The sequence below is a fragment of the Paenibacillus sp. FSL R5-0914 genome (genome assembly GCF_038004525.1).
Classification (GTDB): domain Bacteria; phylum Bacillota; class Bacilli; order Paenibacillales; family Paenibacillaceae; genus Paenibacillus_AQ.
Genome location: NZ_JBBORH010000002.1, coordinates 946212 through 968108 on the forward strand (window position 1 = coordinate 946212; position 21897 = coordinate 968108).

21 protein-coding genes are annotated in these 21897 nt (G+C 43.7%); 17 read left to right on the forward strand and 4 right to left on the reverse strand.

Going from position 1 to position 21897, the window contains the following annotated elements:
• Positions 1 to 2 precede the first annotated feature (2 nt).
• The 5 genes from MKX60_RS20425 to MKX60_RS20445 all read left to right on the forward strand — a co-directional run bounded on the left by MKX60_RS20425 (position 3) and on the right by MKX60_RS20445 (position 5525).
• On the forward strand, positions 3 to 1184 hold the full coding sequence (locus tag MKX60_RS20425) for an amidohydrolase (protein ID WP_341060804.1): 1182 nt from the start codon (positions 3 to 5) through the stop codon (positions 1182 to 1184).
• A complete protein-coding gene (solA, locus tag MKX60_RS20430) occupies positions 1181 to 2356 on the forward strand; it encodes an N-methyl-L-tryptophan oxidase (protein WP_341061137.1) in 1176 nt (391 codons plus the stop codon). The genes MKX60_RS20425 and solA overlap by 4 nt, the downstream gene beginning before the upstream one ends.
• On the forward strand, positions 2356 to 2835 hold the full coding sequence (locus MKX60_RS20435) for a DinB family protein (RefSeq protein ID WP_341060805.1): 480 nt from the start codon (positions 2356 to 2358) through the stop codon (positions 2833 to 2835). The genes solA and MKX60_RS20435 overlap by 1 nt, the downstream gene beginning before the upstream one ends.
• A 75-nt stretch (positions 2836 to 2910) precedes the next feature.
• Positions 2911 to 4248, forward strand: a complete 1338-nt coding sequence (locus MKX60_RS20440) for an LLM class flavin-dependent oxidoreductase (protein ID WP_341060806.1) — start codon at positions 2911 to 2913, stop codon at positions 4246 to 4248.
• Complete coding sequence (locus tag MKX60_RS20445; RefSeq protein WP_341060807.1) at positions 4245 to 5525, forward strand: M20 metallopeptidase family protein; 1281 nt, start codon at positions 4245 to 4247, stop codon at positions 5523 to 5525. Before MKX60_RS20440 ends, MKX60_RS20445 begins: the two co-directional genes overlap by 4 nt.
• A 47-nt stretch (positions 5526 to 5572) precedes the next feature.
• On the opposite strand, the gene MKX60_RS20450 is transcribed toward MKX60_RS20445, so the two are convergent.
• Positions 5573 to 6619, reverse strand: a complete 1047-nt coding sequence (locus MKX60_RS20450) for a stalk domain-containing protein (RefSeq protein WP_341060808.1) — start codon at positions 6617 to 6619, stop codon at positions 5573 to 5575.
• Between the two features lie 245 nt (positions 6620 to 6864).
• Here MKX60_RS20450 and MKX60_RS20455 point away from each other — a divergent pair, with 245 nt between their 5' ends.
• Positions 6865 to 7920: an LLM class flavin-dependent oxidoreductase gene (locus MKX60_RS20455; protein ID WP_076299756.1), complete on the forward strand. Its 1056-nt coding sequence runs from the start codon at positions 6865 to 6867 to the stop codon at positions 7918 to 7920.
• A gap of 19 nt (positions 7921 to 7939) precedes the next feature.
• On the forward strand, positions 7940 to 8506 hold the full coding sequence (locus tag MKX60_RS20460; protein ID WP_042188313.1) for an NADPH-dependent FMN reductase: 567 nt from the start codon (positions 7940 to 7942) through the stop codon (positions 8504 to 8506).
• Positions 8507 to 8570: 64 nt separating this feature from the next.
• Here MKX60_RS20460 and MKX60_RS20465 read toward each other — a convergent pair whose 3' ends face one another.
• A complete protein-coding gene (locus MKX60_RS20465) occupies positions 8571 to 9134 on the reverse strand; it encodes a TetR/AcrR family transcriptional regulator (RefSeq protein WP_341060809.1) in 564 nt (187 codons plus the stop codon).
• A gap of 327 nt (positions 9135 to 9461) precedes the next feature.
• Between MKX60_RS20465 and MKX60_RS20470 the strand changes: the two genes are divergently transcribed.
• Genes MKX60_RS20470 through MKX60_RS20480 form a run of 3 tightly spaced genes read left to right on the forward strand, consistent with a single transcriptional unit; the run spans position 9462 to position 11777 of the window.
• A complete protein-coding gene (locus MKX60_RS20470) occupies positions 9462 to 10304 on the forward strand; it encodes an SDR family oxidoreductase (protein WP_341060810.1) in 843 nt (280 codons plus the stop codon).
• 55 nt (positions 10305 to 10359) lie between these two features.
• A complete protein-coding gene (locus tag MKX60_RS20475) occupies positions 10360 to 10755 on the forward strand; it encodes a cupin domain-containing protein (protein WP_076299760.1) in 396 nt (131 codons plus the stop codon).
• Between the two features lie 41 nt (positions 10756 to 10796).
• Positions 10797 to 11777 carry an aldo/keto reductase gene (locus tag MKX60_RS20480; protein WP_341060811.1) on the forward strand — a complete coding sequence of 327 codons (981 nt, stop codon included), beginning with the start codon at positions 10797 to 10799 and terminating at the stop codon, positions 11775 to 11777.
• A 140-nt stretch (positions 11778 to 11917) separates the two neighbouring features.
• Here MKX60_RS20480 and MKX60_RS20485 read toward each other — a convergent pair whose 3' ends face one another.
• Positions 11918 to 12754, reverse strand: a complete 837-nt coding sequence (locus MKX60_RS20485) for an AraC family transcriptional regulator (protein ID WP_076299762.1) — start codon at positions 12752 to 12754, stop codon at positions 11918 to 11920.
• A gap of 167 nt (positions 12755 to 12921) precedes the next feature.
• Between MKX60_RS20485 and MKX60_RS20490 the strand changes: the two genes are divergently transcribed.
• Together MKX60_RS20490 and MKX60_RS20495 are read left to right on the forward strand one after the other, a co-directional pair.
• On the forward strand, positions 12922 to 13581 hold the full coding sequence (locus MKX60_RS20490; RefSeq protein WP_340969496.1) for a ThuA domain-containing protein: 660 nt from the start codon (positions 12922 to 12924) through the stop codon (positions 13579 to 13581).
• Positions 13582 to 13605: 24 nt separating this feature from the next.
• A complete protein-coding gene (locus MKX60_RS20495; RefSeq protein WP_341060813.1) occupies positions 13606 to 14709 on the forward strand; it encodes a Gfo/Idh/MocA family protein in 1104 nt (367 codons plus the stop codon).
• A 133-nt stretch (positions 14710 to 14842) separates the two neighbouring features.
• Here the strand turns inward: MKX60_RS20495 and MKX60_RS20500 are convergent, their stop codons facing one another.
• On the reverse strand, positions 14843 to 15316 hold the full coding sequence (locus tag MKX60_RS20500; protein WP_340969498.1) for a MarR family winged helix-turn-helix transcriptional regulator: 474 nt from the start codon (positions 15314 to 15316) through the stop codon (positions 14843 to 14845).
• A gap of 152 nt (positions 15317 to 15468) precedes the next feature.
• Between MKX60_RS20500 and MKX60_RS20505 the strand changes: the two genes are divergently transcribed.
• From MKX60_RS20505 to MKX60_RS20525, 5 genes are all read left to right on the forward strand, one after another.
• The gene (locus MKX60_RS20505; protein ID WP_042188329.1) at positions 15469 to 16053 is read left to right on the forward strand and encodes a DUF3238 domain-containing protein; all 585 of its coding nucleotides are present in this window, start codon (positions 15469 to 15471) and stop codon (positions 16051 to 16053) included.
• A gap of 34 nt (positions 16054 to 16087) precedes the next feature.
• Positions 16088 to 16714 (forward strand): FMN-dependent NADH-azoreductase, encoded by a 627-nt coding sequence (locus MKX60_RS20510; RefSeq protein ID WP_341060815.1) that lies wholly within the window; start codon positions 16088 to 16090, stop codon positions 16712 to 16714.
• Between the two features lie 131 nt (positions 16715 to 16845).
• Positions 16846 to 17982: an MFS transporter gene (locus MKX60_RS20515; RefSeq protein ID WP_076286764.1), complete on the forward strand. Its 1137-nt coding sequence runs from the start codon at positions 16846 to 16848 to the stop codon at positions 17980 to 17982.
• A 102-nt stretch (positions 17983 to 18084) separates the two neighbouring features.
• Positions 18085 to 20544 (forward strand): GH39 family glycosyl hydrolase, encoded by a 2460-nt coding sequence (locus MKX60_RS20520; RefSeq protein ID WP_341060816.1) that lies wholly within the window; start codon positions 18085 to 18087, stop codon positions 20542 to 20544.
• A gap of 238 nt (positions 20545 to 20782) precedes the next feature.
• On the forward strand, positions 20783 to 21895 hold the full coding sequence (locus MKX60_RS20525; RefSeq protein ID WP_341060817.1) for an alpha/beta hydrolase: 1113 nt from the start codon (positions 20783 to 20785) through the stop codon (positions 21893 to 21895).
• The last annotated feature ends 2 nt before the right edge of the window (positions 21896 to 21897 follow it).

The window sequence follows — 21897 nt, forward strand, 5'->3', positions numbered from 1 at the left end:
ATATGACTAGTAAAGCTAAAGAGCTGAGTGCGGAAGCGCTTGGAGAAGAATTAATCGGGATACGCCGTCATCTGCATCGGCACCCGGAACTGTCGAACGAAGAATATGAGACAACAAAATATATTATTTCCCTGCTGGAGCGGGCAGGAGTCAGGGTCGTAGATTACGGTCTGTCTACCGGAGTGATCGCAGAAATTGGGGGCAAGCAGCCCGGTCCGGTCATCGCGCTGCGCGCAGATATCGATGCCTTGCCAATCCAGGAGGAAACTGGAGCAGCTTATGCGTCGTTGTATCCCGGCAAAATGCATGCCTGCGGACATGATTTTCATACGGCTGCCTTGATCGGTGCCGCCTATCAGTTGAAGCAGCGAGAGGGTCAGTTACTAGGAACGGTACGCCTGTTGTTTCAACCGGCTGAAGAGAAGGCGCAAGGGGCACAGCGGATCATTGCTAGCGGGGCGCTAGAAGAAGTCCGGGCAGTAATCGGGCTGCATAACAAGCCGGAACTGCCAGTCGGAACGATCGGTATTACGGCGGGCCCTTTAATGGCAGCGGCTGACGGATTTGTCATTGAAGTGCAGGGTGGCAGTTCTCATGCTGCCGTTCCAGAAGCTGGGATAGACCCGATTGTAGCTGCTTCGCATATCGTGACTGCATTTCAATCCATTGTAAGTCGCAATGTCAGTCCCCTACAAAGTGCGGTGGTCAGTGTGACGCAGATTCACAGCGGAAATTCATGGAATATCATCCCCAAAAAAGCCGTGCTTGAGGGTACAATCCGTACCTTTGATGAAACGGTGCGCAGCAAAGTACTTGACCGCTTTCGGGAAGTGGCGACTGGTGTGGCAGCTGCTCTTGGAGCTAAAGCCACTGTCCGCTGGATCGAAGGGCCGCCTCCGGTCATCAACGACGCCGCCTTAGCGGCGTTAGGGGTAGAGTCGGCTGAAGCTCTTGGCTACCGAGCGGTCAAACCAGAGCTTTCACTGGCCGGAGAGGATTTTGCCTTCTATCAGCGCGTGGTACCGGGATTATTCGTCTTTATAGGTACTGAAGGAAGCCAAGAATGGCATCATCCAGCCTTCAATCTGGATGAACAGGCACTGCCTGCGGCAGCACGTTTCCTTGCGGATGCGGCTGTACGTTCCCTTGAGTACTACAATTCCGGTGGAGGTGCAGAATTATAGCTGAACATAAGAGTTACGATGTAATTATCGTAGGCGCAGGCTCGATGGGCATGAGCGCTGGTTACAATCTTGCGAGGCGCGGAGTGAAGACGCTACTAGTGGATGCCTTCGATCCTCCACATACACAGGGCAGCCATCACGGGGAATCCCGGCTGATCCGGCATGCTTACAGCGGTGATCCCGCCTACATTGATTTAGCTTTGCGGGCAGATACACTATGGAAAGAAGCGGAACAGTTGAGCGAAACAGAACTCCTTGTCCGCTCAGGCGTGTTGAATCTCGCGGATAGCACAGTGTATTCCTTCAACGGTCGACTCGAAGAAGCGAAGAAACGGAAGGTGCTGGTCCATCATATGGATGCCGAAGAGATCCGGCGGCGCTGGCCGGCATTGAACATACCGGAATCATTCGCGGCAATGTATGAACCAGATGCCGGATATTTGTACAGCGAACGCTGTATTTCCGCCTACCGTCAGCTTGCCCTTGGACATGGTGCGGAACTGTTGACGAACACTCCAGTAGTGAATGTCACCGCTCGCGAAGGCAGCGTTACGGTTCATACGACAAATGGCGATTATCACGGAGCGGCAGTTATTCTTAGTGCCGGAGCTTGGTTTGGCAAATTGGCACCTTTTGTACATTTGCCGATTAAAGCAATCCGAAAAGTTGTGGGCTGGTTTGAGAGCTCCCCTGCTTTTGCTGCTGGTAATTTCCCTGGCTTTACGTTAGGAGCAGAGGAAGGTGGCTATTACGGATTTCCCAGCATTGATGGAGCTGGCCTGAAGATCGGCCGGCATGATACAGGGCTGGAATGGAAGCCGGGTACACAGCTTGCCCCGTTCGGCAGTGAAGCCAGCGATGAGGGTGACCTCCGCAAGGTACTGGAGTCTTACATGCCCGGTGCGGCTGGTCGATTGCTAAAAGGTTCTGCATGTAAATATGAGCATACGCCTGATGAAGATTTCATTATAGACTGCCATCCGCTCCATTCCAATGTGCTGATAGCTGGAGGATTTTCGGGGCATGGTTTTAAATTTTCTAGTGTTGTGGGTGAAATACTGGCTGACTTAGCGATCGGCGGAGTTACAACTCATAACATCCAGCCTTTTTCGTTATCTCGTTTCGCACCACCGGATCATTCGCGAACAAGTCTTATATTGGAGGGGATTTAATGAGCAGATTTCAAATCAGTGATTATCTAAGGACGTATCATCAATTAGTAAAGTCGACCGCCGGGTTAACGGAGGAACAACTGAAATGGAAGGCAGAACCCGCCAGTTGGAGTGTGACTGAGGTACTGACTCATCTGGCTGATCACAGCATCGTAGTTTCGTTCCGCATTCGTGATATTCTCGCTGCTACGACTACACAGCTTCCAGTCTTCAATCAGGATGCTTGGGTCAGCGGTCAGTACGCCAACAGCGGCAATGCTTCCGACAATCTGGAGCTGTTCCGCAGCCTGCTTTACTATAACAGCCTTTTGTTTGAACGGCTTAGCGAAGAAGATTGGGAGAAAAGCGGAATTAATTTCAAGGGGGAGACCGTGAAAATTTCCGATATCGTGCACGGCTTCACTGGACATGTGGAGAGACATCTTGGTCAGATCGAGCGAATCAAACAGGGCGCAGCTAATGCATCGTTTGTGCAATGATTGCTTCCGAAGTCAGTTTTGCATGAAGTGAAATCAAGGAAGCGTATGCTCACAAAACTTTTAGGAGGAATGAACATGACCAAACCAAGACAACTGAAGCTGGGTGCACTGCTGCATGGGGTAGGAGGCAGCACGTCGATGTGGCGCCATCCAGATGCCAAACCAGATGCCAGTGTAAACTTTGAATTATACAAAGAGTGGGTACAGAAGGCGGAAGAAGGCAAGTTGGATCTGATCTTCATCGCAGACGGTCTGTACATTAATGAAAAGTCCATTCCTCATTTCCTTAACCGGTTTGAGCCGCTGACCATACTTAGCGCACTCGCAGCCGTCAGCACTAACATCGGTTTAGTTGGTACCTTGTCTACCTCGTACAGTGAACCATTTACCGTAGCGCGTCAATTCGGCTCACTGGATGTAATCAGCGGCGGCCGGGCCGGCTGGAATGTGGTGACTTCACCTCTGGAAGGTTCTGCGTCAAATTACAGCAAAAAAGAGCATCCTGACCATGGCAAGCGCTACCGTATTGCCACCGAATATTTGCAGGTGACACGCGGACTATGGGATTCTTGGGAGGATGATGCGTTTGTACGAGACAAGGAATCAGGTGTATTCTTTGATCCGCAAAAAATGCATACCCTGGACCATCAAGGAGAGTTCTTCTCTGTGAAGGGGCCGCTGAATATTGCTCGTTCGAAACAGGGGCAGCCAGTCGTATTTCAGGCAGGCTCCTCGGAAGTCGGTAAGAATTATGCCTCCAAGGAAGCAGATGCTATCTTCACTGGACACGAAACACTAGAAGATGCCCAAGCATTCTATAACGATGTTAAGACACGGGTAGCTTCGTTTGACCGGAATCCGGATGAGGTGCTGATCTTCCCTGGAATTGCTCCAATCATCGGTGACACGCCGGAGGAGGCAGAGCGCAAGTACCAGGAGGTTGCTGGCCTTGTAACGATTGAGAATGCACTGAACTACTTAGGCAGATTCTTCGAGCATCATGATTTCTCGCAATATCCACTGGATGAGCCGTTCCCTGAGCTTGGCGAGTTGGGGCGCAATAGCTTTCAGAGCGGCACGGATAAAATCAAAAAGGATGCGAAGGAGAAAGGCTTGACGCTTCGACAGGTCGCCTTGCAGTCGGCTACCCCACGCAGCAGCTTCATTGGCACACCGGAGCAAGTAGCTGATCAGATTCAAACTTGGTTTGAGAGTGGTGGGGCAGATGGATTTATGATCGCGGCTGCCGTCCCTAACGGACTGGAGGAATTCATCGATCGGGTGGTACCGATTCTGCAGGAGCGGGGTTTGTTCCGCACTGAATACGAAAGTGACACGCTGCGTGGAAACCTCGGCATTCCGTTGCCGGAGAACCGCTATTCCAAAGCTTCTCAGCCAGCAGGGCAAATTTGACGGTTGATCCAGTATTCGCAATCCACCAAAACTCGAATATTGCGGAGATGATGCATTACGCCGGCCAGCTGCAGGATGAAATGATTGAATACCGTCGTGATTTGCATGCCCATCCGGAGCTACTGTATGATGTCGTTCGCACTTCTAATAAAGTAGCAGATTTGTTAGAGGAGTGGGGGATCACAGTACGTAGAAATGTCGGTAAACATTTCGGAATGGGGGTGGTCGGCCTCCTGCAAGGCTTAGCAGACAATGGCAATAGTGGGCCCACTCTTCTTCTTAGGGCAGATATGGATGCCCTGTCGATACAAGAGTGCAATGAGTTGCCTTACAAGTCAGTCAATGACGGCATCATGCACGCCTGTGGCCATGATGCCCATACCGCTATGCTGTTGGGCGCTGCCCGAACCTTGGCAGCCTTCCGGGAACGATTGATGGGCACGATCATTTTCGTCTTTCAACCAGCTGAGGAAGGCGCGGTCAAGAGTCCGCTTGATGGAAGATTACTCTCAGGCGGCCGCGATCTCATTGAGGATAACGTGCTGGAAGGTGTCGACCATGCCTACGCGCTACATGTCATGCCAGAGCTTCCGGTCGGAACGCTTGGTATTCACCCTCATGATGCCATGGCAGCGTCCAGCCATTTTAAGGTGGAATTTCAGGGGATATCCGGTCATCATAGTGCTCCGCACAGAGCTGTAGATGCGATCCAGATGGCGGCACGATATATAGGAGAGATTAACGGAATGATGGCTAATCGAATCGATCCGCAGGAGGCGGCGGTGTTGGCCTTCGGAACGTTGAAGGCTGGTACTGCTGTTAATGTGATCGCTGAATACAGTGAACTAACAGGAACGTTCAGAGCGTTTACCAAGACGACGGTAGCTGCAATTACAAATGGTTTACAGCGCCATGCTTCAGCTATAGCTGAGTCTTATGGAGGGAAATACAAGCTGGAGCTGCGTGAAGGAATTGCAGTAGTGAACAATGCGGAAGCGGTGCAGCAGGTGCTTCATGCAGCCCGTGCAGTTCTAGGTGAGGATCAGGTAATACTTCTGGAGCAGCCAAGTCTGGCTGGTGAGGATTTTGGTTGGTATCTTGAAAAGGTTCCCGGTGCCTTCGCCTTTATTGGTTGCGGTAATAAGGAGAAGGGAATTGTCCATGCTATCCATCAGCCACAGTTTAATATCGATGAAGCGATGCTAGTTCATGGTGCGAGGATACTGGTTAGACTCGCAATACAGCATAATGGATCGGCCAGCGGCAAACAAAAGTAAAAGGTACCCCAATGGGATACCTTTTACTTTTGTTTAGGCTTGTCAACTCACCAGAAATACGTTTCGAATGTATAACCGTTTTTCCCAAAGAAAGTTATCTCACCGCTTGTCACTTCCTCAGGAATGTCAAAAAACATGCCTTGTTTACCCGCGATATCAAAGGTGTGAGTTACTTTCTTATCATGAACTTTGTAACTTACCTCGAAATGACTGAATTGCTTCTTAAGACCTTGATCGAACATACCGACACTAACGAGTTGTCCGCTCCTCTTCACTTGGACGTCGTCTCCATCATCCCCCATGCCTAAATCCATACTCCAGTCCAAACTCCCGTTTTTTAAACGATCGACGTATTTCAACGTAAGCGATTCTACGCCATCTTCCTCTTCGATATGTAAGAGTACAGCTGTATATTTATCAATAATCCGAGAATCCAGAACTGGGAGTCCGCTCAAAATAGCAAATTCAGTTAACTCCTGCTCTGTTATTGCCTCTCCTGAGGGATCATCCATCTCGATAGGTTTCATTCCTAGCCAATCTTCCCACTCCTCAGGAGATTCGAGTTCAGCACGAAAGTCATCATCCGTGGTAATGATCGCTGTTCTAGTTGTTACATCCCAATCAACGGAGATCCCGATTCGTTCGGCAATAGCGCGCAATGGAACCATAATATCACTGCCGGAGAGATAAGGTGTAGGACTCTTCCAATTGATCCAAACATCAGAATCCTCTATATCTTCGTCGTAATCGCTAAACATATAATCATTTTTATCCGGATAAATAGAAAGTGCTCCGTTAAAATGTGATATAAAAACATGCGGATAAGGGTTATCTATAAACTTCGAAATATCGGCTTGTATGTCGGGATGCTCAAAAAGTTGGGTTGGAACGAACGTTTTTCCCTCTATTAACGTAGGCAACTCATCTTGAAAGGAAAAGTTTATGCCATTAATTGTGACGGAGGGTTGGATTGCAGAACGTTTGATAGAATCGGATAACTTCGGTACAACCGAAGCCGATGCAAAGATCGGAGTCGAATTGGAAGCCGATAAGAAAAGAATAAGTAATACGTTCATGAAGCGGCGGTTGTGCATGAATACAAGTCTCCTTTTTTTGTTTATCACTTTAATAATCAAATCAATATCCTAAATATACCATGTGGAGATTATTATAGGGGATTCTTAGCACAAGGCTTAAATCGAGTAGTTTTTTTCTTAACAGGATCATTAGTTTGACATTATGCAAGCACTTCACTATACTTATTATAGTGACTTACTTAATTATATTTAATCGACAAATCATAAATGAATTCTTACTTCTTAAAGAAAAGAGGATAATCATGGAACAATATCGGATCAATGCAGACAACGGCTTAGAGTTTGGACTTTATACATTAGGTGATCATCTAGCGAACCCTGAAACTGGGAGCCGAATATCTGCCAAACAACGCATACGTGAAATTATTGACTTGGCTCAATTAGCGGAGCAAGCAGGAATTGATTTTTTTAGTGTAGGAGAGAGTCATCAAGAATATTTTGCTACTCAGGCGCATACCGTTGTGCTGTCAGCTATTGCACAGGCTACTAAGAAAATGAAAATAGGTAGCTCATCTACGATTATAAGCACCTCTGATCCGGTTAGGGTGTACGAAGATTTCGCTACAATTGATTTGATCTCAAATGGTCGAGCTGAAATAATAGCTGGCCGTGCCTCTAGAGTGGGGTTATATGAACTATTGGGCTATGATCTTAATGATTATGAGGAATTATTTGAAGAAAAATTCGACTTGTTATTAAAGATAAATGAAAACGAAGTTATGAATTGGAAGGGAGAATTTCGTAACCCTCTCAAAAATGCAAGAATCCTCCCCCGTCCTGAGGGAAACTTACCGATATGGAGAGCTGTAGGTGGGACTTCTGCCAGTGCGATCAAAGCAGGCATTGCAGGTGTTCCTATGTTTTTGGCCCATTTAGGGGGTCCCGCAGTCTTGTTTAAAAGATCCATTGATGCTTATCGTGAAGCTGCAAGCCAGAACGGATTCGATCCGTCGAAGCTGCCTGTAGCGACTGCTGGATTCTTTTACGCGGATGAAACAACACAGAAGGCACAAAGAGCCTATTATCCATATATAAACGAAGGAATGAAATTAACCAATGGACGTGGTTTTCCTAAACAGGCGTTTGCTCAAGGAGCCGATCCGCGCGATGTTATGAATATTGGCAGCCCACAGGAAATCATTGAAAAAATTCTATATCAACATGAACTCTTCGGCCATCAACGATATATCGCACAAATGGATTTTGGTGGCGTACCTTTTGAAAATTTAATGAAAAACATAGATTTAATCGGTTCTGAAATTCTACCAGCTATTAAAAAATATACGGCAAAAAAATAAACTCCAGGAGGTCAGAATTATGAAAATCGTAGCATTATCAGGGTCAAAGATAGGATCGAAAACCAGAATCGCTATGAATTACACAATAAATTCGTTTCATGAAAAATACAAAGATGCAGAAGTTACGCTTCTAGATCTGGCGGAGTATGATGTTCAATTCAGTGATGGTCGCAATTATCTGGAATACGAAGGGGACACCAAGTACGTAATTCAAACGATCATGGAAGCAGATGTAATCGTAATCGGAACGCCAATATTTCAAGCTTCCATCCCAGCAACACTAAAGAATATATTCGATTTAGCACCCGAAAAAGCATTTCAACACAAGGTTGTAAGTATGCTCGTCACGGCAGGTTCTGCACGTCACTATCTGGTAGCTGAGCAGCAATTGAAACCGATATTGGCCTATATGAAAGCGCAAATTGTTCAAACGTATGTATTTATAGAAGAGAAGGATTTTTATCGAAAAGAAATAGTAAATGATGATGTGCTATTCCGTATAGACCGCTTAGTGGAAGATACCTATGTACTCTCTGAGACCTATGCCAAAATTCGAGAGGCTGAAGAAGCAAAATATGGTTTCTAAGAAAGATCGAAATAGGCTAACATTTCGCAAACTAGTTACTATTTTCCAAGTCACCCTTCATCCTTTAGGATGAGGGGTTATTTGTACAATTTCGTTCCAATAAGGCTCCAAGCTGTTCTGCTAATACTTGATAGGTTACTGGTCTTTCGTTCGTGAACCACCATTCAACTACACCTACATACGAAGAAGCTACAAATTGTACGACTAGATCCTTATTTAAACCTTCGTTTTTACCCTTTGTGATATCCACTTCGTCTTTGAACTCTTCTATAAGAAATTCCAGAAAACGACTCCGGAAGAAAGGGGCTCCTTTACTAGCTAACATCATGGAGAAAAAGGCATAGTTACTCTCAAAGTATTCCGTCCAAATCACGGACCCCGTTACAAAATCCAAATCAGAGGCTGCTTCACATCTTTCACGAAGTTCATTGATATGCTTCTCGATAAGCTTATCAAGAAGATCATATTTATCCATATAGTGAAGGTAAATAGTACCACGGCTCACGTTTGCTTTATCAGAGATTTCCTGAAGGGTTATATCATCAAAATTTTTCACATTCATTAGTTCAATGACTGCTGTCTTCAGGGCTTCCTGTGTTTTTAAGATTCTTCGATCGACTTTAGACAATTTGCTCACCGAACTTTCTTTATTCATCAACAAAAGAGTAAGAATTCATTATATAACATACTATAACGAGCTCATCAATGGGACATCTGATTATAAATTTATATAAAAGAATCGCGAATACGCAGTAGGAAATAAACAATTTCGATGGTTTTGTTTATTAATGTACAAAACGCATCAAATTAACAATTGGCACCAAATTTGATCTGATTATAATAATAGACATGTGATCATTATTGTAATTATGCGTATTAAATATTCGTCACAACTACTCATGTGCTAAGTATTCCAGCAGCAAAATCGGAATATGAAGTTTAGGAGGAAATGATTATGAACAATCGCACATGGCTTATCACCGGTGTGAGCAGTGGTTTTGGTTATGAGATGACGAGACAGCTTCTTGAAAAGGGCAATAAGGTTATCGGTACTGTTCGTAACAAAAGCAAGGTCGCTGACCTCATTGAGAACTATCCCGAAACCTTCAGTTGCGAGATTCTAGATGTGACCGATTTTCCTGCCATTCGAAATCTTGTCGATAGATCTTTTGAAAAGTTTGGACGAATCGACGTTATCATAAGCAATGCTGGTTATGGACTTTTCGGGGCTGCAGAAGAACTCTCTGACGACGAGGTTAATCATATCATTGCCACGAATCTAACGGGGTCCATCCAGCTTATTCGTTCAGCTATCCCGCATTTGCGCACTCAGGGTGGTGGACGCATTATTCAGATCTCCTCCTATGGCGGGCAGATCGCCTTCCCAGGAAATTCAATGTACCATGCGACCAAGTTTGGGATAGAGGGCTTTTGTGAGTCCGTTGCTCAGGAGGTTGAAGCTTTTAACATCGGTATTACATTGGTGGAGCCGGGAGGAGCCCGTACCGAGTTCCGTTATGGGAGCGCACAGGTAACGAAACTCATGACAGAATACGAAGGCAACCCAGCGCATAACTTTTTGAACATGCTGGACGCTTCTAAGAGTTTAGCTCCTGGAGATCCTGTGCGGATGGCTGCCCGAATCATAGAAAGTGTTGAATTAGAACCGGCACCGATACGAATGATACTTGGATCTCATGCACTGGCAAGCACGATTTCGACCCTCAAAGCTCGTGTTGCCGACTATGAGAAGCAGACTGAACTGGCAGCTTCTACTGATTTTCCAGCGGGAGAGTAAGAGGATCGCAGGGCTCTAATAAACATTAACTATAGGCAGAAAGTAGGAATGAACGATGAAAAATGAACAACTTAGTAGCAGCACTATTTTTCCTTTAGGGGAAAAGGTTAAAGCAAACTTTACGGGTGACGCTTATTTGCAAATGGTGTTTACAGATCCGAAGCCGCTTAATACCGCAATTGGTAATGTAACCTTTGCTCCAGGCGCACGCAATAACTGGCATGCTCATCAGGTTGGACAAGTTCTGTTAGTCACTGGTGGAAATGGCTGGTATCAGGAAGAAGGAAAACCTGCTCAATTGCTCGAAATAGGTGATGTGGTCAACATTCCAGCTAATGTGAGACATTGGCATGGCGCGACAAAGGATAGTTGGTTTGTTCACTTGGCTATGACTCCAGGCGAAACAGAATGGTTTGAAGCTGTCGAGGATGAATGGTTTGAAGCTCTGTAAGAACTAAAACTCATCTAAACATAGAAATGGAGGCTTGCTTTATGGAACATATCAAATTTGGAAATACGGGAATGGACGTCTCTCGGATTTGCCTTGGTTGTATGAGCTTTGGAAAAGTGCTGCCTGGAGGGCACCAATGGGTGCTCGATGAGGAGAACAGTCGTCCTATCATTAAAAGAGCGCTTGAGCTCGGCATCAATTTTTTTGATACAGCTAATATTTACGCAAGTGGTTCCAGTGAAGAGATTATCGGACGTGCGCTTAAGGACTATGCGAATCGGGATGAAATTGTACTTGCCACGAAGGTCTGGGGCCAGATGCGTCCAGGTCCTAATGGTGGTGGGCTTTCTCGAAAAGCTATTATGAGCGAAATAGATAACAGTTTGAAGAGACTTGGGACCGATTATGTGGATCTCTATATCATTCACCGCTGGGATTATAACACACCCATTGAAGAAACCATGGAGGCCTTGCATGATGTGGTGAAGTCTGGAAAGGCTAGATATATCGGTGCGTCTGCTATGTATGCTTGGCAATTCCAAAAAGCATTACATGTGGCCGAGACAAATAGCTGGACTCGCTTTGTATCCATGCAAAATCACCTTAATCTCATCTACCGAGAAGAGGAAAGGGAAATGATGCCGCTTTGTCAGGATCAAAAAATTGCAGTAACTCCTTATAGTCCTCTGGCATCAGGAAGATTGATTCGCGATTGGTCGGAAACAACACGCAGATCCGAAACCGATCTCATTCAAAAATCAAAGTATGATTCAACCGCTGATGTAGATCGATTAATTGTTGAGCGAGTAGCGTCGTTAGCAGAGAAACGAGGCGTACCACGTACTCATATCGCACTTGCATGGCTGTTGCAAAAAGCTTCTGTAGCTGCTCCAATTGTGGGCGCGACGAAAATTGCTCAGCTCGAAGATTCAGTAGATGCTCTATCGGTGAAATTATCACCTGAAGAAATTTCATTCCTTGAAGAGTTGTATGTTCCACATCCAATAGTTGGAGCTCAGTAATGAGGACTGGGTAAGCTGTCACTTAAACGTAGACCTTTTCGCCGTCTTTGTGCATTCGAATATTAAAATAAAGCCGATGATCTAAACCAAAAGATCTTCGGTTTTTTGTTTACTTAATAAGATAACAGACCATGTATCTTTTAACGTAATTCACTTGGAGTCCGTTGTTTAATCTGTTTAAATACTCTGTTAAAGGTACGGATATTAGTGAAACCGCATTCCAGTGCGATATCTAAAATGGATTTGTCTGTGGTCAGCAGCAGCTGTTCTGCCTGGTTGACTCGGATGTTGCTAAGGTATGCAATATAGCTCATACCCGAAAGACTCTTAAAGAAGCGGGAGAAATAAAAGAGGCTCATATTGGCTTGCCTTGCGGCGTCAGCAAGTGTGATGGGATGCATGTAGTTGACGTCGAGGTATTCAAGAACCCCTTGCATAATCTTCATGTTAGTGATGCGCCTTTTATCTTTCTGTGGATTAATCTTATCCAAGGGAACATGCCGTAAAATGAGTCCGCTCCACTCGTGCAAAAGGCCAATGATTACCTGTTCATGATATTCCAGCTTCTGATTATATTCGTCCATAAGTTCCTGCAGGATCAGAGAAAGACGGTTGTTGATACGGACTTCTTCTTCTCGTGTTGCTATTCGTTTCTCCATAAATGGGGAAGTCAGCCTCACATTCAAAGGCCATCCACCAGGAAAGCCGATTAATGAAGGATTGAATATCACCATCATTATCTTGGAGCTGCTGTCTTTACTGTCATAGTAGTGGATGTCTCCGCTGCTGCATATAGCCATATCTCCCGCTTTCAAGATCCTCGTTTCGGAGTTAATTCCCATCCGAATTGAACCTTCAAATACATAGACTATCTCAAGATCGTTATGCCAGTGGGCTAGAAAATCAATATCATTAGACATTATTACAGTGAAGGGGAAAGTCGAATGGTAAGTTCTATTTTCGTGAAAGGCTTTCATGAGATCTCCTGTTCATGTGGCTTGAATTTTAGGTTCACCTCTAAAACTTAGCAAAAAATGACCATTCCTACAAGTGAAATGGCGAGCACACCTCTCTGATCTGGATTACAATTTCATCAGATGGACGAAAGGTTGATTACATATATAAAGGAAAAGGAGATTGCAGGATGACGAAGAAAGCATTGATTGTAAAAGGTGGATGGGATGGGCATGAACCAAATGAAGTAGCCGCAATTTTTGCTGGCATTCTAGAGGCTGAAGGCTTTGAAGTTGAAGTGTCTGATACGCTGGATAGCTTCAACAGTGTAGATAAGCTTACGGATTTAAGCCTTATTGTACCAGTATGGACCATGGGAGAAATCAGTAATGATCAGGTATCCTCAGTTCTGAAGGCAGTAGCTTCTGGAGTAGGAATTGCCGGTTGTCATGGAGGGATGTGCGACTCTTTCCGTAACAATACAGAGTGGCAATTTTTGACCGGGTCACAATGGGTAGCACATCCATTTAACGATGGGGTAGAGTACGAAGTTAATATCATGCATTCTGGCTCCAGTCCCATTGTGGAGGGCATCCAAGACTTCAAGGTGAAATCGGAACAATATTATTTACATGTAGATCCTGCAGTGGATGTCTTGGCAACAACTACGTTTGTAATGAGTGAGGGTGAGCATTCAGCAAATGGTGTCATCACGATGCCCGTTGTATATACGAAGAAATGGGGAAAAGGGAAGGTTTTCTATAATTCACTTGGCCATCATGCAGACGTTTTCGATATACCGGAAGCCAAGGAACTGATGCGAAAAGGCTTTTTGTGGGCGGCTAACTAAAACTGAGATAAGGTGGGAATGATCTTGCGCAAAGTGAAGGTAGGTATAGTCGGCTGCGGAAACATCAGCAGCATTTATTTTGAAAATTTGAACGGGACTTTCGTTAATACTGAGGTTTATGCTTGTTCCGACTTGGATAAAGGTCGTGCAGAGCATGCGGCGGAGAAATATGGCGTTCCTCATGTATGGACGACAGAACAATTACTTGCTTCGGAAGAGATTGAAATAGTCGTTAATCTAACAACGCCTAATTTTCATTTTGACGTGTGCAAGCAAGCCTTGCTAGCTGGCAAGCATGTGTATGTGGAGAAGCCCTTATCCCTTTCCCTTGAAAATGGCACTGAGCTAGTTCGTCTGGCGAAGGAAAAGAACCTGTTCCTTGGCTGCGCACCAGATACTTTCCTTGGAGGCGGTCTGCAAACCTGCAGTAAGCTGATTGCGGATGGTTATATCGGGGAGCCGGTGGCAGCAACTGCCTTTATGCTTTGTCATGGACATGAAAGCTGGCATCCTGATCCGGAATTTTATTATAAAGCCGGTGGAGGACCCATGTTTGACATGGGACCCTACTATCTAACTGCGTTAGTATCTTTGCTAGGCCCAGCTAAAACAGTATGCGGCATCACTAAAACCTCCTTTGCTCATAGAACGATCACGAGCGACAAAAAGTTTGGCAAAGTCATTGATGTAGAGGTGCCCACACATGTTGCTGGAACGATTGAGTTTGACAGTGGCGCTGTGGCAACCATGATTACCAGCTTTGATGTTTGGCACAGTACTTTACCGAGGATCGAAATCTACGGATCGCAAGGAACCTTGATCGTACCGGACCCTAACAACTTTGGAGGGCCGATCCTTTTACGCCCGGCACACAGCTCGGAATTCCAAGAGATCCCACTTATCTACAATTATGCAGATAATAGTAGAGGCATAGGAGTAGCAGATATGGCACACTGCATCGACACGGGGGAGACTCCTCGTGCAAACGGAGAACTCGCCAATCACGTACTTGAGATCATGCATGCATTCCATACAAGTTCCGACTCTAAGCAATATGCTCAACTGGTAACCAGCTGCGAGCAGCCCAAGCCATTGCCGCTGGGCTTAGTCAAAGGGTATTTAGAGTAGTAATTTCCCAGAGCAAATACTAAATGTACGCTGCAGATAATCAGCTTTCAAAAAGGGTAGAAGACAGATCTTTAAGTCTTCTACCCTTTTTGGTTTGATGAATCACAGCATACACCAAATTTTCACCATACACTTACCAGACAGGTCTTGATCTCATAGTAGATTTATCTTCATTTGCTTTATATACAAGTGTTGTTAAATCATCTTTGAGCATTTGCAGTCGTTCAGTACCTATGATTTCAATCCAACGTTGCTCAATCTCAGTTAGTATTTCCTCTTTTGCTTTCACTGCTAACCAACCTCGCTCAGTCAAAACAATGATTTTTCCTCTCTTGTCAGTGGGATGATTTTCGCGAATTACATAACCACTTTTCTCAAGATAATCTACCATTTTACTTACAGCTTGCTTCGTAATTCCTAAATATTCGGCTAATTCTATACCTGTTGCTCCGTTTGGAGCAATACACTTAAACATAAAACCATGTACAGGTCTAATATCTGCAAATCCTAATTCACGCAATCTATCATGTAGTTCATTAATTGATGTACTAAAGGATAATGATAAAAGTGTTGTCAGATCCAATTCACTAAAGATTTCCTGAGTCATACATAAAACCTCCTTAAATAAAGTCAACTTAGTTGACTTTGTACGAAATACATTGTACTATGCGAAAAGTAGTCAATCAAGTTGACTATATTTTCTGTTGTGAAAGAAACAGGAATTACTGAAACAGAATTAATAAATTATGGAGGGTTCTCATGACTAATATTGTTAAAGTTAGAGCAAGTGTATTTATTCCAACACCGTGGACTGATCCTAGGAAGGATGAAGAAACAGGAAACGTAATCCATTTTGAAGGTGACTCACGTGAATTCACACCCTATGCTGTCAACGCTATGCGCTCCAGAGTGGAACAAGAAGTAGTTGTAGATTTTTACAAAAAAGATATTTTCACATATGCAAATACTGGTATTACAACAGAAAGAGTCACTACTCCAGATGGTTCTGTTAATAAAAAAACAGGAAAAGCTACTACAGAAGGTATTTTGTGCACTGATATTGTGTGGGGCTCTGAAGACGTTAGGTTTCAAATGAGTGCAAGTGCTAGCAATCCATTAAATGCATTTGCACCTCCAGTTGACTATCTTTTAATAGTTCATATTCAAAAGGATGGTACTGTCAATATGCAAGGAGCACATGATGGATTTCCTTGTTTTGAATTTTATAAACAAGTGAACTTTGGAACGTTCGAACAAATTTATACACATGATTACAGAGTAACTGGTGATACTCCTGAAGCTATGGCTGGAGAAATGGAGTATAGCTTCAAAAAAATATTATAAACAACATAAGAGTGCACATCAGGAGGAACAAGGAATGACAACCGTTTTATTTGTAAAAGCAAACAATCGACCAGCAGATCAGTCGGTAAGTGTTAGATTATTTGAGGCTTTTTTAGCGAGCTATAAAGAATCACATCCAAATGACACTGTAGTAGAGCTGGATTTATACAATGAGGAATTGCCTTACGTAGGTGCAGATATGATTAACGGAACATTTAAGTCTAGTAGAGGATTAGATTTAACAGTAGAAGAAGCAAAAGCAGTAGCTGTTGCTGATAAGTATTTAGATCCATTCCTTGCAGCTGATAAAGTCGTATTTGGGTTCCCTTTATGGAATTTAACCATCCCAGCTGTACTACACACATATATTGATTACTTAAACCGCGCAGGCAAAACATTTAAATATACGCCAGAAGGTCCAGTAGGGCTTATTGGAAATAAAAAAATAGTGTTATTAAACGCAAGTGGTGGTGTGTATTCTGAGGGACCAAAAGTTGATTTAGAGATGGCTGTTAAATATGTAACAAGTATGATGAACTTCTTTGGTGTGAAAAATATAGAGACTATTATCATTGAAGGGCACAGCCAATTCCCTGATAAGGCAGAAGAGATTATTGTCGCAGGGCTTGAAAAAGCTGTTAAAGTATCAAGGACGTTATAATTAACCAAGCGTGTATCAGTCTATATAGGGCAGTACCAACACTTTTATAGCGGTGGTGCTGCTTTTTTATTCGCCTATTTCACTATTTTTGGGGAGTACGTAAAGTCGATAGAAAGAAGGATTACATTACAATGGAACGTTTATGGACAAAAAACTATATCATGCTGACCCTTACAGCTTTATTACTATTTAGTGGATTTTATTTACTAATGCCAACATTGCCTATGTTTATCAAACAACTAGGTGGAAGTGAATCTCAAGTTGGATTAATAATTGGAGTGTTTACAATATCGGCAGTAATTTTTCGTCCTATTATTGGAGGATTAATGGATCGGTTTGGTCGACGTGCATTTATAATAAGCGGATTACTATTTTTTGCTATAACCATGTATTTTTATGATTGGGTAACAGGCATTATATTTTTAGTAATATTACGTATCCTTCATGGAGTCAGCTGGGCAGTTGCTACAACTTCGATAGGAACGGCTGTGACTGATGTTATTCCACAATCTCGTCGTGGAGAAGGAATGGGATGGTATGGACTAGCAATGACATTAGGAATGGCGTTAGGACCAATCATTGGTCTTTGGGTAACAAAATCTTATTCATTTCATTACCTATTTCTTCTATGCACAGCATTAGCTTTGATTGCATTCATACTTGGATTTGGTGCAAAAATTCCAACAGTTCAAAACACATCAAAAAAAACAATATCATTTTATGAAAAAACAGTTTTACCTATCGCTATCGTTACATTTTTCTTATCATTTACTTTTGGTGGTATTACAACTTTTTTACCACTGTTTGCGGCAAATATTGAAGTTAACACGGGTACTTTTTTCTTAGTGTATGCAGTCACACTTACAGTAATTAGACCACTTACAGGGAAGATATCCGATAAGTATGGGGAAGGGGTCATTATTGTACCTGCTCTTTTCATATTGATAGTCGCACTATTCGTCCTAACAATGACTAAAGGAATTGCTGGAGTGGTTATTACAGCTATTTTGTACGGAATTGGATTCGGATCAGCTCAACCAGCGCTTCAAGTAGCGATGATTCGATTAGCCCCACCAGCGAAAAGAGGTGTAGCGAACGCTACATTCTTTACTGCTTTTGATTTAGGAATTGGTTTAGGAGCTATACTACTTGGATTTGTTTCACAGCTTATGGGATATCAGATGGTATTTATTACTTGTGCTATATCTGGGTTTATTAGTCTGGTGCTTTTTATATTGATTGTAAAAAAGACACTAAAAACAACCTGAACCTTCGTTATCAATAAGACAGTAAACTTGATTTCATGGGTTTATATGATAGGATTTTGGATGAGGCAAGGCTCTATTAAGATTAAGAATAGGAGGTTGGGTATGCAAGAAAATACATTGATAGCCTCGGATTTCAGGTTTTCAATTAATCTCCCTGAAGACGCTATCGCTTCCTGGCATCAAGAACTTGAGGTAATGTACATCTTGCAGGGAACTGGGGGACTACAGTTGGATGACAATCAGTTTACCTATGAAGTTCAGCAGGATGACATTTTTGTATTGAATAGCTACCAACTGCACGCTTTAAATATGAAAGGTTCTGGCAAGGCGCTATCGCTGTTTATCTCGCCGGCATTTTTGGCAGCTTTTTGTCCTGAGATTGAAAGTATAATTATAGAGTGTAAGTCTTTTCTATACCCTAAGGACGAACAAGCTCGCTTTAATGTAATCCGAAGTGAGTTCGCCAGTGTATTCCAGGCCTATTACAAAAACGAATCTCGTTTACCTATACTAATGCGTAGTCGTGTAGGTGTACTGCTGAACAGTCTAGTGCATACTTTTCTTGAGCAGAACAAGCAGAAGGATCCCTCCAAATCCTCAAGTAAGGAAAGATTGCGCAAAGCAACCGACTATCTCCACCGACATTATCGGGAAAATATTACTCTGAGTGGACTTGCCTCTACTATCTATTTAAGTAGCTCCTACCTGTCCCATTTATTTCAGAAACAGCTAGGCCTTACTTTTACTGCCTACCTTACAAATGTCAGACTGAGTCAGGCAGTGGCACTTCTTCGTAGTGAAAGAACGATCACGGACATCGCCTCAGAAGTTGGATTTCCAAGTACCAACGCTTTGATCGACGCCTTCAAACGGCGCTTTGGTGTTACACCAGGGCAATACCGTCTAGTAAATGAGCATGATGCGACAGATCCACAGGAGAACATAATGGTCACAGCGGGATTTACGACCGATTTCACTTCACTAATGCGGCATTTGCATCACAACGAGCACTCCATTGTCCAACCTCAGGTCAATGAGGGATATGATCTTCATGTGGACACTGGCCGTAAGATTCGGACGCTGAGTCATAACTGGCGGACGTTGATTAATGCAGGTTACGCCAAGGATCTGTTGAATGGCGCGGTACAGGCGCAAATACGAAAGTTGCAAAAGGAGCTTGGCTTTCGCTATATGCGCTGCAAAGGTCTGTTAGACGATGACATGATGCTGTATGTCAGGAAAATGTCTGGTAGCGCAGATTACAACTTTGTTTATGTAGATGAGGTAATGGACTTCATGCTTTCAGTCGAGTTAAAGCCTTATGTTGAATTTAGTTATATGCCTTCTGCATTAGCGAGGGAAGCCGTGTTTCCATTTAAGAGGCCAAGCATCCTTTCTATGCCTGAGCATCTTGAAAAATGGCTCGACCTTGTGACTTCCCTTGTTAGGCATTTCATTGATCGGTATGGGATTGAGTCCGTGCGGGAATGGAGGTTTGCTCCTTTCGTGAGTCCAGAGTTCTCAGGATATGGTGTGTTTACCATGGAAGAATACTGGGTGCTTTACCGTGAAACCAGCCACGCCATCCGTGCTATCGATCCGCAGCTACATATTGTTGGTCCAGGAAGCAACATTGATTCTAGTAATTTTATCAGCGAATTCCTAGTGTCTTGCAGTAAGGGGAATTGTTTGCCCGACTCTCTGGCTCTACGTGCTTATCACAGCATCTTACCGGGTCAGGAAGACACTGGTCTTCAGCTCATGGCAGAGGATGAAGCTTTTCCACTTGCGGTAAGCGGCGATGAACAGTTTATGAAACACGCGTTACATAAGGTCAAAAAGCTGTTGCGTCAACGTGGTTTCGCTAGTCTGCCTGTGATTCTTGAAGAGTGGAGTAATAACATATGGCAGCGTGATTTGTGTAATGATACCTCCTACAAATCTGCTTTTCTTTTCAAAAATATTCTGGAGAATTACGACCACTTTGAGGCTATGGGATACTGGTCGCTTAGTGACCATATGGAGGAAATTGTTCCTTCGTCGGATCTTTTTCATGGCGGGTTTGGTTTATTCACTCGCGGAGGTTTGTCCAAAAGCTGTTATCGGGCGCTACAATTGTTGCGTTATGCAGGAAGCGGTCTGATAGCTGAAGGTGATGGGTATTTTATAACTTCCTCGAAAGGTGAAATACAGATATTTCTATATAATTATTGTCATTATGATACTCTATATCGCTACCGTCATACCACTCACTTGACTCAAACCGAACGTTACAACGTGTTCAATATACGCAATACCCGTCAGTATCACATTCGTCTAGACGGCTTAACGCCGGGTGTTTATACAGAGCGAAGGTATTCAGTAGGTCCGGCTGGGGGAAGCGCCTTTGATGAATGGTTGAATATGGGGGCACCTAAGGACATGCGTCCAGAAGAATGGTCTTATCTTGAAGGTCGGTCCCTGCCGTTATTTCAAATGCGTTCGCTGCAGGTGACAGCAAATTTTGTGGTAAATGCTGTTGTACAACCACATGAGGTACAAGTGATTAGGTTAACACGTTAAATAGAGAATGTATAACAAGGATGACTTTAGTGTTGTCCTTTTTTGTTTTTTATATTGTATTTTTGCTCTCGACATCATTTTTGAAATCGCTTTCAATAATAATGATAAAAGAAGGATATAACAAAAGAAATAATGCGATATTTTTTCTGTAAACCCAAACCTATAATTGAGTTATGGCAACCAATACAAATCGCCGCAAATCATTTTACCATACAACATTTGAAAAGGAGTAATCATCATGGAACGTAAATATTCGCAACAGCTTCTTACATCGATGCTTGAAAGGCAACATGTAATTAATGAAAATGGACTGGATATCCTGATTAAGCCTATTCCTGAAACCGATGAGCCTGGTGTGCTGGATCCTCGCTTTTATCAAAGTATGGAGTCAATCCTAAAAGGTTTCAAGGGAATGCTGGTTAAGATGATGTTGAAAGGCAGCCGAAAGAAAAATATCCAAAAAAGTGCAGCTCAAATGCGCAAGATGATGAATGGCGTGAACAGCATTCCGATTACTGAAGGTGTTGATGTGAGGCATGCTAACGTTCAAAACGGTGATGTTGCTGTCCCGGTGCGAATTTACACTTCGCAGAAGAAGAGTGGAGAGTTGCAGCCAGTGTTCTATTACATCCACGGAGGCGGTTTCGTAGCAGGAGGACCCGAAGTAGTAGAGGAGATGTGCAAGCTTGTGGTTGCAAATACGGGCTGTGTATCGATTCAGGTTGATTACCGCTTAGCTCCGGAGAACCCATACCCCGCTGGGCTCGACGACTGTTATACCGTGTTGAAATGGATATATGCTCACGCCGAAGAATTTAATGGTGATCCGAATCGCATCTGTATTTCCGGTGATTCTGCAGGTGGGAATCTAGCCACGGTATGCGCAATGAAAGATCGGGATGAAGGAACGCAGATGGTAAAGGCACAGGCACTACTATATCCAAGCGTGGACGCAGCAGGTATGCAGGAACATATGCAGCGCAGAGATGTTTATGAAATATCCCCTTCTCAGGAAAAAGAAATTAGATCTATATTGGATCTGTTGAGCGGTGGTTTAGGAACTGTCGGATTAGGTGAATATCTGGGCGTGCCCGATGATACAATCCCTCATGTGAGCCCGCTGCGAGGAGATCTGAAAGGGATGCCGCCTGTCATTATTTTGTTTGGCGAATATGACTTTCTGCGGATTGAGGATGATGCATATGCCTTAAAGCTGAAGGAGTCGGGCGTCAAAGTGAAAACGGTACGGTACAAAGGACTTTCTCACGGCTTTGCCGATCAGGTGGGGGTCACACCGCAAGCGGAAGATAGTTTGATTGAAATTGGGAATTTCATGCTGGAGAATGTGTAATA